This is a genomic window from Actinomadura sp. KC216, assembly GCF_004348535.1.
Classification (GTDB): Bacteria; Actinomycetota; Actinomycetes; order Streptosporangiales; family Streptosporangiaceae; genus Spirillospora.
The window spans coordinates 1-12,760 of record NZ_SMJX01000240.1; the positions used below are offsets into that span (position 1 = coordinate 1).

Sequence of the window (12,760 nt, forward strand, 5' to 3'; positions counted from 1 at the left end):
CGCCTCGGGGGTGTGGATCTCACGCGGTGCTCCTTGTCTGCCGGCCGTATGGGGGACGGCCGAAGGGGGGCTCGCTCCGTCGGGTGCGCATCGCGCCCGCGGAGCTCCGGAGCCGGAGAAATGGTTAACCCCGGAACAATCGCATGCATTTGTGTGCATGTCACCGCTAAGTTCGCGCCGTGACACGTCCATAGGGACATTCGAGTGCCGGTGCAAGGGGAATCCCTACACCGGTCAGGGGTGGACGAAGAGGCCGTTAAGGGTGCAGGGTGACGCCCTTTTCCGGGGGCGCGCTGCCCAGGAGGGAGCCGAGCTGCGCCCGCGAGCGGATGCCCAGCTTCCGGTAGATGCGGGTGAGGGACGCCTCGACGGTCTTCACGCTGAGGAACAGCCGGTTCGCGACCTGCTGGTTGGTGGCGCCCTGGCCGACGAGCACCGCGATCCGCTGCTCCCCCTCCGTCAGGGTCACCTGGGCCACCGCGCCGAAGGGGGCGGGGCCGCCGTCCTGCAACCCCATGTCCAGGCGGGCGAGGCGGTGCCGCGCCTGCTCGGCCCAGGGCCGCGCGCCGCACCGCAGGAATATCTCCAGCGCGTCGGCCGCCGCCTTCCGGGCGGCTCCGGCGCGCCGGCGGCGCCGCTCGATCCGGGCCTGTTCCAGCAGGCAGTGGCCCACTTCGAGGGGCTGGCCGAGCCGCTCGAACAGGGCCGCGGCCTGGCGCAGGAGGGTCACGGCGTCGTCCGGTTCGCCGCGCGCGGCGAGGACGCACGCCTCCGCGCGGTCGAGGAGGCCGGTGACGGCGGCGCCGCGGCACCGGTCGCCGATCGCGGCGCGGGCCGTGCGGACCACCTCCTCGGCGCGGTCGATCTCCCCGAGCGCCACCAGCCCCTGGGCGAGGTCGCCGTGCCAGCGCAGGACCATCGGGCAGCGCATGCCGCGTCCGCGCTCGTCCGGGGCCGAGCCGAGCGCCTCGATGCGCAGCAGCGTGTCGACGCCCGCCCGGACGTCGCCGATGCGCATGCGCGCGACGCCCAGCACGTGCAGCAGGCGGGCCTGGAAGATGACGTCGTTCTCCTGCTCGGACGCGCGCAGGCCCCGCTCGGCGAGCGCCACGGCGCGGTGGATGCTGCCGCCCGCCAGCTCCGCCAGCGCGCCCGGATACCAGGCCGGGCCCGGGCTGAGGGCGGCCTGCTCGGCGATGCGCATGGCGCGGTCCGCGAAGTCCAGCGCCTCCCGGCAGCGGCCCGTCCGGGCCGCGACCTCGGACAGGTTGCGCAGGACGTGCACGACCTCCTCGCCTGAGCCGCGCTCCACCAGGGCGAGCATCCGCAGGAGTTCCGCGCGCGCTTCGGGTAGCCGGTCTTCGGCGATGGCGCAGTAGGCGGCGATGTAGCGGGGCGTGGTGTGCATCTGGCCGTCCAGCGGCGGCTCGGGCAGGCGTCCGGCGAGTTCCAGGTCGCGGACGTAGTCGTCCCGCCCCTCGATCAGCGAGATGTTCGCGCGCAGGGCCAGGGCCTTGGCCTCCGTCGCGGTGTCGCCCGCCTCCCGCGCGTGCGCCAGCGCGCCATCGGCCTCCTGCTCGGCGAGGTCGGGCGCGCCGTTCAGCAGAGCGCCGAGCGCCATCCGCAGCCGGAGCGGGCCGAGCAGCGCCGGGTCGCCGTCCGCGTCGACGAGCGCGGCGGCGAACACCTCGCCCATCTCGGCGAGCCCCTGGCCCGACAGGTCGAGCAGGGCGAGCCTGACCCGTACCCGCTGGGCGCGGGTCGCGTCGGCGGTGAGGACGCCCTCCGCGGCCTGGTGCACCAGGTCGGGCAGCCCGCCGTTCGCGCCGGTCTCGGCCGCCGCGACCAGCCACTCCAGCCGTTCGGCGGCCGGTTCGGCCGGTGACCGGTCGGCGGCGAGCCGGTACAGCTCGGCGGCCATCCGGTGCGAGCCCTGGCGGACGGCCTGCTCCGCCGCCGTGACGAGCGAGTGCGCGAGCTCGGCGTTCGGGCCGGGGTCGGCGAGGGCGCGGTGGCGGGCGCGTCCGGCGGCGTCCGGCACGACGGCGGCGAGCGCCCGGTGCACCCGCGCCAGGTGCTGCGCGTCGGCGGCCTCGGCGAGGACGGTGCCGACCGCGGGCGGCGTGAACCTGATGCCGCCGCCCTCGGTGATCAGCAGGCCCAGCACGGCGGCGCGGCGGATGTCCCGCGCGGCCTCGGTGCGCCCGGCGCGGCAGAGCAGGTCGGTGGTCGGGCGGATCGCCAGCGCGGCCATCAGCAGCGTCTCGTGCGCCTGTGCCGGGAGCCGCGCGAGCCGTTCGGCGATCACGGCCTGGACGCGCTGCGGGAGCGGCGCGGGCCGCCAGTGCCGAGGGATGCGGTCGGTGAACGCGCCGCCGAGCGCCAGCGCGAGGAACGGGTTGCCGCCGGAGTCGGAGTGCAGCGTGTTCACGACCCGGACGGGAAGCCCGTAGCTGTCGAACATCTCGGCCAGCTCGTCCGGGCCGAGCGGCGGGACGGGCAGGTGCAGCGCGTCGGGGGCCGGAGCCCAGGGCGTGCTGCCTCCGTCCCCGGCGGCGAGACCGTCCGGCCAGGGCCCCGCGACGACCGCGCGCACGCCACGGGATCCGAGGCGCCGGACCGCATACCGGACGGCATGGACGGACTCGGTGTCCACCCACTGGGCATCGTCCACGAGCAGCAGGACCGGACGGTCCTCCGCGCACCGCGCGAGCAGCCCGCGGAACGAGAGCCGGCAGGCGACGTGGTCCATGCCGGACCGGTCCGCGAACGACCGGCCGAGAGCCCGCTCGCCGGCCGCCTTCGCCGCCGCCGTCGCCGCCATCGGATGCGGTGCGGGAAGCCCTGTCAGCCGTTCCCGGGGAAGGTCGGCGGTGAGGGTGTCGGGGAGCTGGTCGAGCAGCTCGGCGAGCCCCGAACAGGGCACCCATCGCTCGGTCTCCGTCCCGGCGACCCGCAGGACGAGTTCGCCGCGCGCGGCCGCCGCATCGCCGACGGCTTCGAGCAGCGCCGTCTTGCCGATGCCGCTGGGTCCCGTCAGCACGACGCTGCCGTTGGCGGCGAGCCGGGCCTCGATCGAGGCGAGCAGTGCCGAGCGCCCCACCAGCGAGGGAGGTGCTCCCTTCCGAGCTGCCAACGGCGCGGCACCGACGTCCATGACTCACTCCCTTCCGGAGGATTCGGACGCCGCCTCGACAATAACCACCGCGCGGGGGTGGCCACAAACGGCCGGGGCGCACGGTCTCCGGCCCGGGGATCGCACGGTTCGCGAAACGCCAGGTCCGGGTTCCGCGCGCCCCTTCCGGACAGCGCGCAGACGCGATGACGCCCGGAACCGATCGGGTTCCGGGCGTCACGCGCGCGCGTGCTCGGGCGGTGGGCGCTACTCGCCCGTCCAGTTCGGCTTGCGCTTCTCGGCGAAGGCGGCCGGGCCCTCCTGCGCGTCCTTGGACGTGAAGACGGGCAGGGTGATGTCCTGCTGCTTCTGCCACATCTCCGCGGACGTCCAGTCCCCGGACTCGAGGACCACCTTCTTCGTCGCCATGAGCGCCAGCGGCGCGTTCTCGGCGATCCGCCGGGCCAGTTCCTTCGCCGCGGCGAGCGCGCCGCCCGGCTCGGTGAGCCGGTTGACGAAGCCGAGCTCCGCCATCCGCTCCGCCGGGTACTTGTCGCCGGTCAGGGCGATCTCCATGGCGATGTGGAAGGGGATCCGCCGCGGCAGCCGCAGCAGCCCGCCGCCCGCCGCGACCAGTCCGCGCTTCGGCTCGGGCAGCCCGAACTGCGCGTCCCGGGCCGAGACGATCATGTCGCAGGCCAGGGCCAGCTCGCACCCGCCCGCCAGCGCGTAGCCCTCGATCGCGGCGATCAGCGGCTTGGCCGGCGCGCGCTCGGTGATGCCGGCCATCCCGCGTCCCTCCACGACCGGGGTCTCGCCGGCGAGGAACGCCTTGAGGTCCATGCCGGAGCAGAACGTGCCGCCCGCGCCGGTCAGGATGCCGACGGTCAGGTCCTTGCGGGAGTCGAGCTCGTCCACGGCGGCCGCGATCCCGTGCCCCGCCGCGCCGTTGAGCGCGTTGCGCGCCTCCGGGCGGTTGATGGTGATGACGAGGACACCGCCGTCCTCTTCGGTCAGCACGGCGTCGTTGCCGGGGGGCGTGGGGGGTCGCCCCCCCACGGGCGATACAGCGTCGGACATTCAGGTCCTCACTTGGGCTGGAAGCGGATGCCGCCGTCGAAGCGGATGGTCTCGCCGTTCATGTAGTCGTTCTCGATGAGCGCCTTGACGAGGTGCGCGAACTCCGACGGCTTGCCCATCCGCTTCGGGAACGGGACGGGCGCGTAGAGCTTGGCCTTGAACTGCTCCGCGGCCTCGCCCTCGCCGTAGATCGGGGTGTCGATGATGCCGGGGCAGATCGTGTTGACCCGGACGCCGATCGCGGCGAGGTCGCGGGCGGCGGGCAGCGTCATCCCGATGATGCCGCCCTTGGACGCCGAGTAGGCGACCTGCCCGGTCTGCCCCTCGATGCCCGCGACGGACGCGGTGTTGATGACCACGCCGCGGGCGCCGTCGGCGTCCGCGGGCTCGGTCTTGGCGATGGCGGCGGCGCCGATCCGCATCAGGTTGAAGGTGCCGATCAGGTTGACCCGGATGACGGTCTCGTACTGGCCGAGGTCGTGCGGGCTGCCGTCGCGGTTCACCGTCCGGGACGCCCAGCCGATGCCCGCGCTGTTGACGATCACGCGCAGCGGCGCGCCGGTGTCGACGGCGGCCTGCACGGCGGCCTGCACCTGCTCCTCGTTCGAGACGTCCGTCTTGACGAAGACGCCGCCGACCTCGTCGGCGATCGCCTTGCCCCGGTCCTCGTTCAGGTCGGCGACGACCACCTTGGCGCCCTCGGCGGCCAGCGCGCGGACGGTGGCCTCACCGAGGCCGCTCGCGCCACCGGATACGACGGCGGAAACTCCGTTCAGGTCCATAAGCAGCACCTCACGTGTGGGACCGAATGTGGTTCGGGATGATGGTACCCAGACGGCCGCGTTTGCTTTCCACCGCCCCGGGCACCCCGCTCCCGTGAGCGGACCGGCGCCCGCTCCCCCCGGTGACAGGGCCGGTGCCCGACCCCCCGCTGATGGAGGCGAGCTGATGGAGTTGCAGCGCAGCGACCCCGGCGAGCCCGGCTACGGACGGCGAAGGCGCGGCAAGGGTTTCGAGTATCTCGGCCTCGACGGCCGTCCTCTGGACGACCCGTCCGAGAAGGAACGAATCAAGGCCCTGGTCATACCGCCCGCATGGAAAGACGTCTGGATCTGCCCTGACGCGGACGGCCACATCCAAGCGATCGGCACCGACGCGGCCGGACGGCGCCAGTACCTCTACCACGAGGCATGGCGGGAACAGCGCGACCAGGAGAAGCACGACCACGTCCTGGAACTCGCCGAACGGCTCCCCAAGGTGCGCGCCACGCTCGCCGGGCACCTCTCCGGCCGCGGGTACTCCAGGGAACGGGTCCTCGCCGCCGCCGTCCGCCTCATCGACCTCGGATTCTTCCGCATCGGCGGGGAGGCGTACGCGGCGGAGAACGGCACGTTCGGGCTGGCCACCGTGCTGCGCCAGCACGTCACGTGCCGGCGCGGCGAGGTGGCCTTCGAGTATCCGGCGAAGGGGGCGAAGGAGCGGTACCAGTGCGTAGCGGAGGAGGACGTGTGCAAGGTCGTCAGCGGCCTCAAGCGCCGCCGCGACGACTCCCCCGAACTGCTCGCCTACCGGACGCGGGACGGCTGGCACGACGTCACGACCACCGACATCAACGGCTTCGTCCGGGAGGTCACCGGCGGCGACTTCACCGCCAAGGACTTCCGCACCTGGCACGCCACCGTCCTCGCCGCCGTCGGCCTCGCCGTGTCGGTGCGCGCGGGCACCGGCGACACCGCCCGCAGGCGCGCCGTGGTCCGCGTCGTCAAGGAGGTCGCCGCCTACCTCGGCAACACCCCGGCCGTGGCGCGGGCCTCCTACATCGACCCGCGGATCATCGACCTGTACGAGGAGGGCCGCACGATCGCGCCCGCCCTCGGCACGCTCGGCACGGAGACGTCGGAGGGCGAGCTGGCGACGCAGGGCCCGGTCGAGCAGGCCGTCCTGGACCTGCTCCGCTCCGCGGACTGAGCAGCCGGGAGGCGACGCTACCACGCGGAGACGCGTTCCCGCCTCCGGGCGCGGCGCCGGTCCTCGCCGTCCGGCTCGTCCAGGCGGTACAGGGCGTAGGCGTGCTGGATCACCGGCAGCGCCACGTTCCGCACCCGCACCCCGCCGGACGTGAGGCCCTTCTCGGTGCCCTTGTGCGCGTGCCCGTGGATCGCGAGGTCCGCGCCCGCCTCGTCGATCGCCTCCCCCAGCAGGTAGCTGCCGAGGAACGGGTATATCTCCGGTGGTTCCCCTTCGAGGGTGTCCTCGGCGGGCGCGTAGTGCGTCAGGCTGACGACGATGTCGGCGTCCAGGTCCAGGAGGGCGGTGCGGAGCCGTCCGGCGAAGTCCTTGGTGTGCCCGACGAACGCCTTCATCTCCGGCTCGCCGAAATCGCTGGCGCACCTGCCCTCGAACCCGCCGCCGAACCCCTTGCCGCCGGCGATGCCGAGCCGCGTCCCGCCGCAGTCCAGGACCGTTCCCTCGCCTTCCAGGACGGTCACGCCCGCGTCGCGCAGCACGCCGGTGATCTCGGTCTCGGCGTCGGAGTGGTAGTCGTGGTTGCCGAGGACGGCGACGACCGGGACCCCCACGTCGCTCAGCTCGCCCGCCGCGACGCGGCCCTCCTCGACCGTCCCGTGCCGGGTCAGGTCACCGGCGACGAGGAACACGTCCGCGTGCTCGGCGAGCCCCGACAGGTGCTCCCGGTACGTCCCCGCCGTCTCGGGCCCGACGTGCAGGTCCCCCGCCGCGGCCACGCGGATCATGAGAGCCGCTCCTCGTGGTCGGGCTCGCCGACCGCGACGACGTGCAGCTCGTTGCGGATCTCGCGGCCCTCGGCGGCGTCCCGGGCGGTCTGCTCGACCTCCCGGCTCCGCTCCTCGCTCACCACCTCGCCGCGCAGATGCACGACGTCGCCGCGGACGTCCACGCGGATGCCCAGCTCATGCGCCTCCGCCGCGACCCTTTCCTGGATGTGCGCGGACAGGTACTCCCGCCGGTCGGCCATATCTCGTCCCCTTTCCGTGCTTGGGATACGCCGTCACAGGACGTCCTCCTCGATGACGCCGAGCCGGGCGAGGAGCGTCAGGAAGGCGTAGGCGTACGGGGACTCCGCGGTCTCGGCGGCGACCAGCCGCCAGTCGACCTGCTCCCGCAGCGCCCGGCTCACGTGCAGGAACCCGCTGAAGTCGCAGGCGGTCTCGGCGAACGCCAGCAGCCGCATGACCACCAGGTCGGTCGCGGGCAGGACGGGCATCCGCACCGCCCCGACCGGCATCACCTCGGCCCGGCCGAGCAGGTCCCCGTCCACCGGACGGCCGGACGGCGTATGGATCAGATCGACGAGGTGCTCGCCGTCGCACGCCTTCTCCAGCCAGTTCTCCGGGCTCTCCAGATGCGTCATGCCCGCCGCGGCGAGCGCGTCCAGCGCCGCCGCGACGTCCCGTTCCCGGACGACGAAGTCGACGTCGTGCGTCGAGACGGCGGCGCCGCGGGCGTAGGCGGCGAACCCGCCGGCGAGCGCGTACCCGATGCCGGCGTCGCGGAGGGCGGCGGCCGCGCGCTTCAGGCTGAGCATCAGGCCGTCCGCCGCATCGCCCGCCGCGCCGCCCGGACCGCCCGAACCGGGGCCCGGGCCCCCGCCGCCGGACCCGCGGCCCCTGACGTTGGGTTCCGTCTGCACAGCCCCACGCGTCCCCTGGTCGACTGCCGTTCCGGGTGGCGGTACCCGGGGACGCGCGGGTCATGCCCTCGGCGCGGCCGGGATCAGTCGAGTGCCGGGTAGTCGGTGTAGCCGCGGTGGTCGCCGCCGTAGAAGCTCCCCGGGTCCGCCTCGTTGTAGGGGCCGCCCGCGCGGATGCGGGCGGGCAGGTCCGGGTTGGCCAGCCACATCTCGCCGAACGCGACCGCGTCCGCGACGCCGTCGCGCAGGGCCTCGGCGCCGTACTCCGGCCTGGCCGGGAACGACTCGGGGGTCGGGTGCGGGTTGAGGATCAGCGTGCCGGGCCATTCGGCGCGGATGCGGCGGGTCGTGGCGCGGTCGCCGGCCTCCATGATGTGCAGGTAGGCGAGCCCGAGCGGGGCGAGGGCCGCGACCAGCGCCGAATACAGCTCGGGGACGTCGCTCTCGGTGACGCCGTTGGCGTTGCCGCCCGGCGACACGCGGAAGCCGACCCGGTCGGGCCCGATCGCGTCGGAGACGGCCCGCGCGACCTCGACGCCGAACCTGATGCGGTTCTCGGGCGTCCCGCCGTAGGCGTCGGTACGGGTGTTGCTGCCGTCGCCGAGGAACTGCTGGATCAGGTACCCGTTGGCGCCGTGGATCTCCACGCCGTCGAACCCGGCGCCGATCGCGTTGCGCGCCGCGACGGCGAAGTCGGCCACCGCCTCGGCGATGTCGTCCAGGGTCATCTCGCGGGGCACGGGGTGGTCGAGCATCCCGTCCGGGGTGTAGAGCCGCTCGCCCGACGCGATCGGGGACGGCCCGAGCGGCAGCCCGCCGTCCGCGTACAGGACGGGATGGCCGACGCGTCCGGCGTGCATCAGCTGGGCGAAGATCCGCCCGCCTTCGGCGTGCACCGCATCGGTCACCGGCTGCCACGCCTTCACCTGGTCGGCGGCGTGCAGGCCGGGCGTCCAGATGTACCCCTGGCCCCGCACGCTGGGCTGCACCGCCTCCGTGATGATCAACCCGGCGGTGGCGCGCTGCCGGTAGTACTCGGCGGTCAACCCGGTCACCTTGCCGTCCTCGACGGCCCGGCTGCGGGTCATCGGCGCCATGACCAAGCGGTTGGGCAGTTCCAGCTTCCCTGCCGACAGCGGCTCGAACAGCTCTTGCATGAGGTTCTCCTAGTCCTTGCGCGTGTTATCGCTGATCAAGAACGTAGGAGCGGCCGGCTACGGGGCGAATCCGTACGGTTTCGGTAGTTGGCCCCGTAGTTTGGAGGCGTGCTCTACGGGCGGAAGGACGAACAGGCGCGGATCGCCGCGCTGCTCTCGGAGGCGCGCGACCACCGCCGCAGCGGCGCGCTCGTGCTGCGCGGCGAGGCGGGCATCGGCAAGTCGGCGCTGCTCGCCGAGACGGCACTGCTCGCGGAAACGGCCGGGCCGCTTGGGCCGGGCGGGCGCGTCCTGCGGGTCACGGGGATCGAGGCCGAGTCCGAGATCGCGTTCGCGGGCCTGAACCAGCTGCTGTGGCCCGTCCGGGACCGGCTGGACGGCCTCCCGCCCCCGCAGGCCGCCGCGCTCCGCTCCGCCCTCGAACCGCTGGACGGGGGCTCCGCCGACGCATCGGGCCGCGACCCGTTCACGACCGGCCTCGCCGTCCTGACCCTGCTCGCCGACCTCTCCGACGACGGCGACCCGCTGGTGTGCCTCGTGGACGACGCGCAATGGCTCGACCGGGCGACCGCCGAGGTGCTGCTGTTCGCGGCGCGGCGGCTGGCGGCCGAGGGCGTCGTGATGCTGTTCGCCGCGCGGGACGACACGTTCACCGGCACGGGCCTGCCCGAGCTGCGCCTCGAACGCCTGCACCGCCACGACGCCGAACGGCTCGTCGCGTCCCGCGACCTGGCGCCCGCCGTCAGGGCCCGGATCGTCCGGGAGGCGGCGGGCAACCCGCTCGCCCTCCAGGAGCTGGGCGCGAGCGGGGCCTTCCGCCCGGAGGGGCCCGACCCGCTGCCGGTCGCCGACCGGGTGCTCGGCTCGTTCCGCGACCAGATCGGCCGCCTGCCCGAGGGCACCCGGCTGATGCTGCTGATCGCGGCGGCGGAGGGGCGCGGGCACATGCCGAGCCAGCTCCGCGCGGCCCGCTCCCTCGGGGTGAGCCTTGCCGACCTGGAGGCGGCCGAACGCGCCCGGCTGGTGCAGGTCACCGGCCGCACCATCGCGTTCCGCCATCCGCTGATCAGGGCCGCCTCGTACCACGGGGCCGCCGCCGCGCGGCGCATCACCGTCCACCAGGCGCTCGCCGAATCCGCCGACGACCCGGACTGCCGCGCCCGGCACCGCGCGGCCGCCGCCCTGGGGCCGGACGAGGACGTCGCCGCCGAGCTCGGTAAGGCGGCGGAACGCGCCCGCTGCCGGATGGGCTACACCACGGCGGCGGCGCTCTACCGGCAGGCGGCCGACCTGACACCCGGCCCCGACGCCCGCGCCGCCCGGCTCGGCGCCGCCGCGTCCCTGACCCTCCAGGCCGGACGGCTCGACGAGGCCGAAGACCTCGCCGTCCAGGCGGAGAAGCTCACCCTCGACCCGGCCGAGCGGGCCCGGATCGCCCGCGTCCACGCCACGGTCGAGTACGAGCGCGGCGACCCGCGCGCCGCCGCGCGCATGCTGGTCGACCACGCCGCCGACGCCGCGCCCGACGACCGCGCCGCGATGCTCCGGACCGGGGCGATCTACGGGTGGACGTCCGGCGAGCTGCCCGCCCTCCTGCGCGCTGCGCAACTGCTACCCGGCGACCGGACGGTCCAGGGCCTCGCCTACCTGGCCGGCGGCGACCACGCGAAAGGCGTCCCGCTGCTCGCGGACCTGGTCAGCGAAACGCGCGGCCCGGCCGCCGGCAGCGTGTTGCCCGCCCCCCGCCAGAGCTGCGAGAACGTCCGCGGCGACCGCGTGCTGGCCGCGCAGCTCGCGCTGGTGATCGGCGCGGACGAGGCCGCGCTGGAGGTGGCCGCCGCCGAGGTCGCGCACTGCCGCCGCCACGGGCTGATCGGCGCGCTGCCGAACGTCCTGCAGACGCTGGCCCAGGCGCAGATCGCGGCCGGGCTGCACGCGGACGCGGAGGCCACCGTCGCCGAGGCGATCGCGCTGGCCCGCGACACCGGCCGCCCCCACCGCGAGGGACGCCTCGGCGCCGTCCTGGCCCGGATCGCGGCGATCGAGGGCGACGAGCCCCGGCTCCGCTCGCTGATCGCCGCCGCCCCGGCTCCGCACGGCGGCCTGGCCGACAGCGCCCTCGCCCTCCTCGACCTCGGGCTCGGCCGCTACGACGACGCCCTCCGCCGCCTGGAGGAGATCGCCCACGGACCCCGCCGGTACAGCACGGGCAGCCTGCTGTCCGCGGCCGACCAGGTCGAGGCGGCCGTGCGCTCCGGTCAGCCCGACCTGGCCCGCCCCGCCTACGCACGGTTCCGCGCTTGGGCCGAGGCAGGAGGGCAGCCATGGGCCCTCGCAGTAGCACTGCACTGCGAAGCCCTACTGGACGACAGCGAGGAACCGTACGAACGGGCCGTCCGACTACACGAGCAGTCGACGCGGCCGTTCGAGCGGGCCCGCACAGAACTCCTCTACGGCGAGTGGCTCCGGCGGGCCCGCCGCCGCTCCGACGCCCGCGTCCCTCTCCGCTCGGCCATGGAAATCTTCGAGCGCCTACGCGCCACACCATGGCTGGAACGCGCGCGCGCCGAGCTCCGCGCCACCGGCGAATCGGGAACGTCCGCGCCCACCGCGCCCGACGTTCTCGACCGCCTCACCCCGCAAGAGCTACAGGTGGTCAGGCTCGCAGCCTCCGGGACGAGTAGCCGCGAGATAGCCGCACAGCTCTTCCTCAGCCCGCGGACGGTCGAATACCACCTCTACAAGGCGTATCCCAAGCTCGGCATCTCGTCCCGTAAGGAACTCTCCCGCCTCGCAGACGTCACGACAGCGTCCGGGCAAGGAATTCCTCGGTGAGCCGCCACGCCCGCTCCGCAGGCTCCGGCTGGTAGAACATCGGCGCCTTCCGGTTGTGGAACGCGTGCCCGCCGTCCTCCTGGACGTGGATTTCCATGCCGTCCCGTCCCTCAACGGCACGTTCCACCTTGGCGACGTCCTCCCGAGGGATATACGGGTCGTCGCCGCCGACGTGGAACTGCGCAGGCGCGCCGATGCCGTCGATCTGGTCCAGCGCACCGGGCACGCCCGACCCGTAGAACGACACCAGGGAATCGACGTCTGCCCTGGCGGCCAGCAGGTACGCGAGCGTCCCGCCGAAGCAGAACCCCAGGACGCCGACCTTGCCCACGCCGGGCAGCCCCTTCAGAACCGCCAGCGCCGCCTCCGCGTCGTCCACGCCCTTCTCCCAGTCGAACTGGGACGCCATCGACATCCCCTTGGGGAGCGCCTCCTCGTTGTGGACGACCGTCCAGCCCGGCTCGATGCGCCAGAACATGTCGGGCGCGGCCACGACGTACCCGAGCGCCACCAGGTCTTCCGCGACCGCCTGCAGATACTCGCCGACCCCGAAGATCTCCTGGACCAGCAGGATCCCGGGCCCTTCCCGACCCCACACATGCAGGTCGAACGCGCCGTCCGGAACCTCAACCCTCTCGATTCGCGTCATGTCACCCGATGATCGCGTATACGGCCGTCGCGTGCGCGACCACCTTGGCGTCGGCGGTCATGTCGATCTCCGCGAACGCCAGCGTCCGCCCGAGCTTGGTGAGCCGCGCGTGGACGAGCACGTCCTGCCCCACCACGGGCCGCTGGAAGGACGTGCTGAGCTGCACCGTCGTCATCGGCACGAACGCGCCCTTCGCCGCCGACACCGCGATCACCACGGCCGTGTCCGCCGCCGCCATCAGCGCCTGCCCCGAC

At 74.0% G+C, this 12,760-nt stretch carries 11 protein-coding genes; 2 read left to right on the plus strand and 9 right to left on the minus strand.

Annotation, left to right across the window (positions count from 1 at the left end):
* Positions 1–256: 256 nt before the first annotated feature.
* From E1264_RS31110 to E1264_RS31120, 3 genes are all read right to left on the minus strand, one after another.
* The gene (locus E1264_RS31110; RefSeq protein WP_207936482.1) at positions 257–3,103 is read right to left on the minus strand and encodes a LuxR family transcriptional regulator; all 2,847 of its coding nucleotides are present in this window, start codon (positions 3,101–3,103) and stop codon (positions 257–259) included.
* A gap of 279 nt (positions 3,104–3,382) precedes the next feature.
* Positions 3,383–4,174, minus strand: a complete 792-nt coding sequence (locus tag E1264_RS31115; protein WP_243711271.1) for a crotonase/enoyl-CoA hydratase family protein — start codon at positions 4,172–4,174, stop codon at positions 3,383–3,385.
* 29 nt (positions 4,175–4,203) lie between these two features.
* A complete protein-coding gene (locus E1264_RS31120) occupies positions 4,204–4,977 on the minus strand; it encodes an SDR family oxidoreductase (RefSeq protein WP_132179087.1) in 774 nt (257 codons plus the stop codon).
* Positions 4,978–5,143: 166 nt separating this feature from the next.
* Here E1264_RS31120 and E1264_RS31125 point away from each other — a divergent pair, with 166 nt between their 5' ends.
* Positions 5,144–6,163 carry a DNA topoisomerase IB gene (locus E1264_RS31125; protein WP_132179089.1) on the plus strand — a complete coding sequence of 340 codons (1,020 nt, stop codon included), beginning with the start codon at positions 5,144–5,146 and terminating at the stop codon, positions 6,161–6,163.
* Positions 6,164–6,180: 17 nt separating this feature from the next.
* Here E1264_RS31125 and E1264_RS31130 read toward each other — a convergent pair whose 3' ends face one another.
* The 4 genes from E1264_RS31130 to E1264_RS31145 form a co-directional block, all read right to left on the minus strand.
* The gene (locus tag E1264_RS31130; RefSeq protein WP_132179091.1) at positions 6,181–6,948 is read right to left on the minus strand and encodes a metallophosphoesterase; all 768 of its coding nucleotides are present in this window, start codon (positions 6,946–6,948) and stop codon (positions 6,181–6,183) included.
* Entirely contained in the window at positions 6,945–7,190 is a 246-nt protein-coding gene (locus tag E1264_RS31135; RefSeq protein ID WP_132179093.1) for a BON domain-containing protein, read from the minus strand. Before E1264_RS31135 ends, E1264_RS31130 begins: the two co-directional genes overlap by 4 nt.
* A gap of 33 nt (positions 7,191–7,223) precedes the next feature.
* Positions 7,224–7,865, minus strand: coding sequence for a nucleotidyltransferase (locus E1264_RS31140; protein WP_243711272.1), 642 nt, complete (start codon positions 7,863–7,865; stop codon positions 7,224–7,226).
* A gap of 83 nt (positions 7,866–7,948) precedes the next feature.
* Positions 7,949–9,022 carry an alkene reductase gene (locus E1264_RS31145; protein WP_132179095.1) on the minus strand — a complete coding sequence of 358 codons (1,074 nt, stop codon included), beginning with the start codon at positions 9,020–9,022 and terminating at the stop codon, positions 7,949–7,951.
* Positions 9,023–9,130: 108 nt separating this feature from the next.
* Here E1264_RS31145 and E1264_RS31150 point away from each other — a divergent pair, with 108 nt between their 5' ends.
* Positions 9,131–11,857 carry a LuxR family transcriptional regulator gene (locus E1264_RS31150; RefSeq protein ID WP_132179097.1) on the plus strand — a complete coding sequence of 909 codons (2,727 nt, stop codon included), beginning with the start codon at positions 9,131–9,133 and terminating at the stop codon, positions 11,855–11,857.
* Here E1264_RS31150 and E1264_RS31155 read toward each other — a convergent pair.
* Together E1264_RS31155 and E1264_RS31160 are read right to left on the minus strand one after the other, a co-directional pair.
* Positions 11,823–12,506, minus strand: coding sequence for a dienelactone hydrolase family protein (locus E1264_RS31155; RefSeq protein ID WP_132179099.1), 684 nt, complete (start codon positions 12,504–12,506; stop codon positions 11,823–11,825). The two genes, E1264_RS31150 and E1264_RS31155, sit on opposite strands and share 35 nt — an antisense overlap.
* Before the next feature lies 1 nt (position 12,507).
* Positions 12,508–12,760: PaaI family thioesterase (locus E1264_RS31160; protein ID WP_132179101.1), on the minus strand; the 253-nt coding region annotated here is incomplete at its 5' end.

Excerpts from the sequence above, each read along its gene's own strand:
- E1264_RS31120 (WP_132179087.1), bottom strand. The coding sequence starts at position 4,977 with ATGGACCTGAACGGAGTTTCCGCCGTCGTATCCGGTGGCGCGAGCGGC.
- E1264_RS31125 (WP_132179089.1), top strand. The coding sequence starts at position 5,144 with ATGGAGTTGCAGCGCAGCGACCCCGGCGAGCCCGGCTACGGACGGCGA.
- E1264_RS31130 (WP_132179091.1), bottom strand. The coding sequence starts at position 6,948 with ATGATCCGCGTGGCCGCGGCGGGGGACCTGCACGTCGGGCCCGAGACG.
- E1264_RS31135 (WP_132179093.1), bottom strand. The coding sequence starts at position 7,190 with ATGGCCGACCGGCGGGAGTACCTGTCCGCGCACATCCAGGAAAGGGTC.
- E1264_RS31145 (WP_132179095.1), bottom strand. The coding sequence starts at position 9,022 with ATGCAAGAGCTGTTCGAGCCGCTGTCGGCAGGGAAGCTGGAACTGCCC.
- E1264_RS31155 (WP_132179099.1), bottom strand. The coding sequence starts at position 12,506 with ATGACGCGAATCGAGAGGGTTGAGGTTCCGGACGGCGCGTTCGACCTG.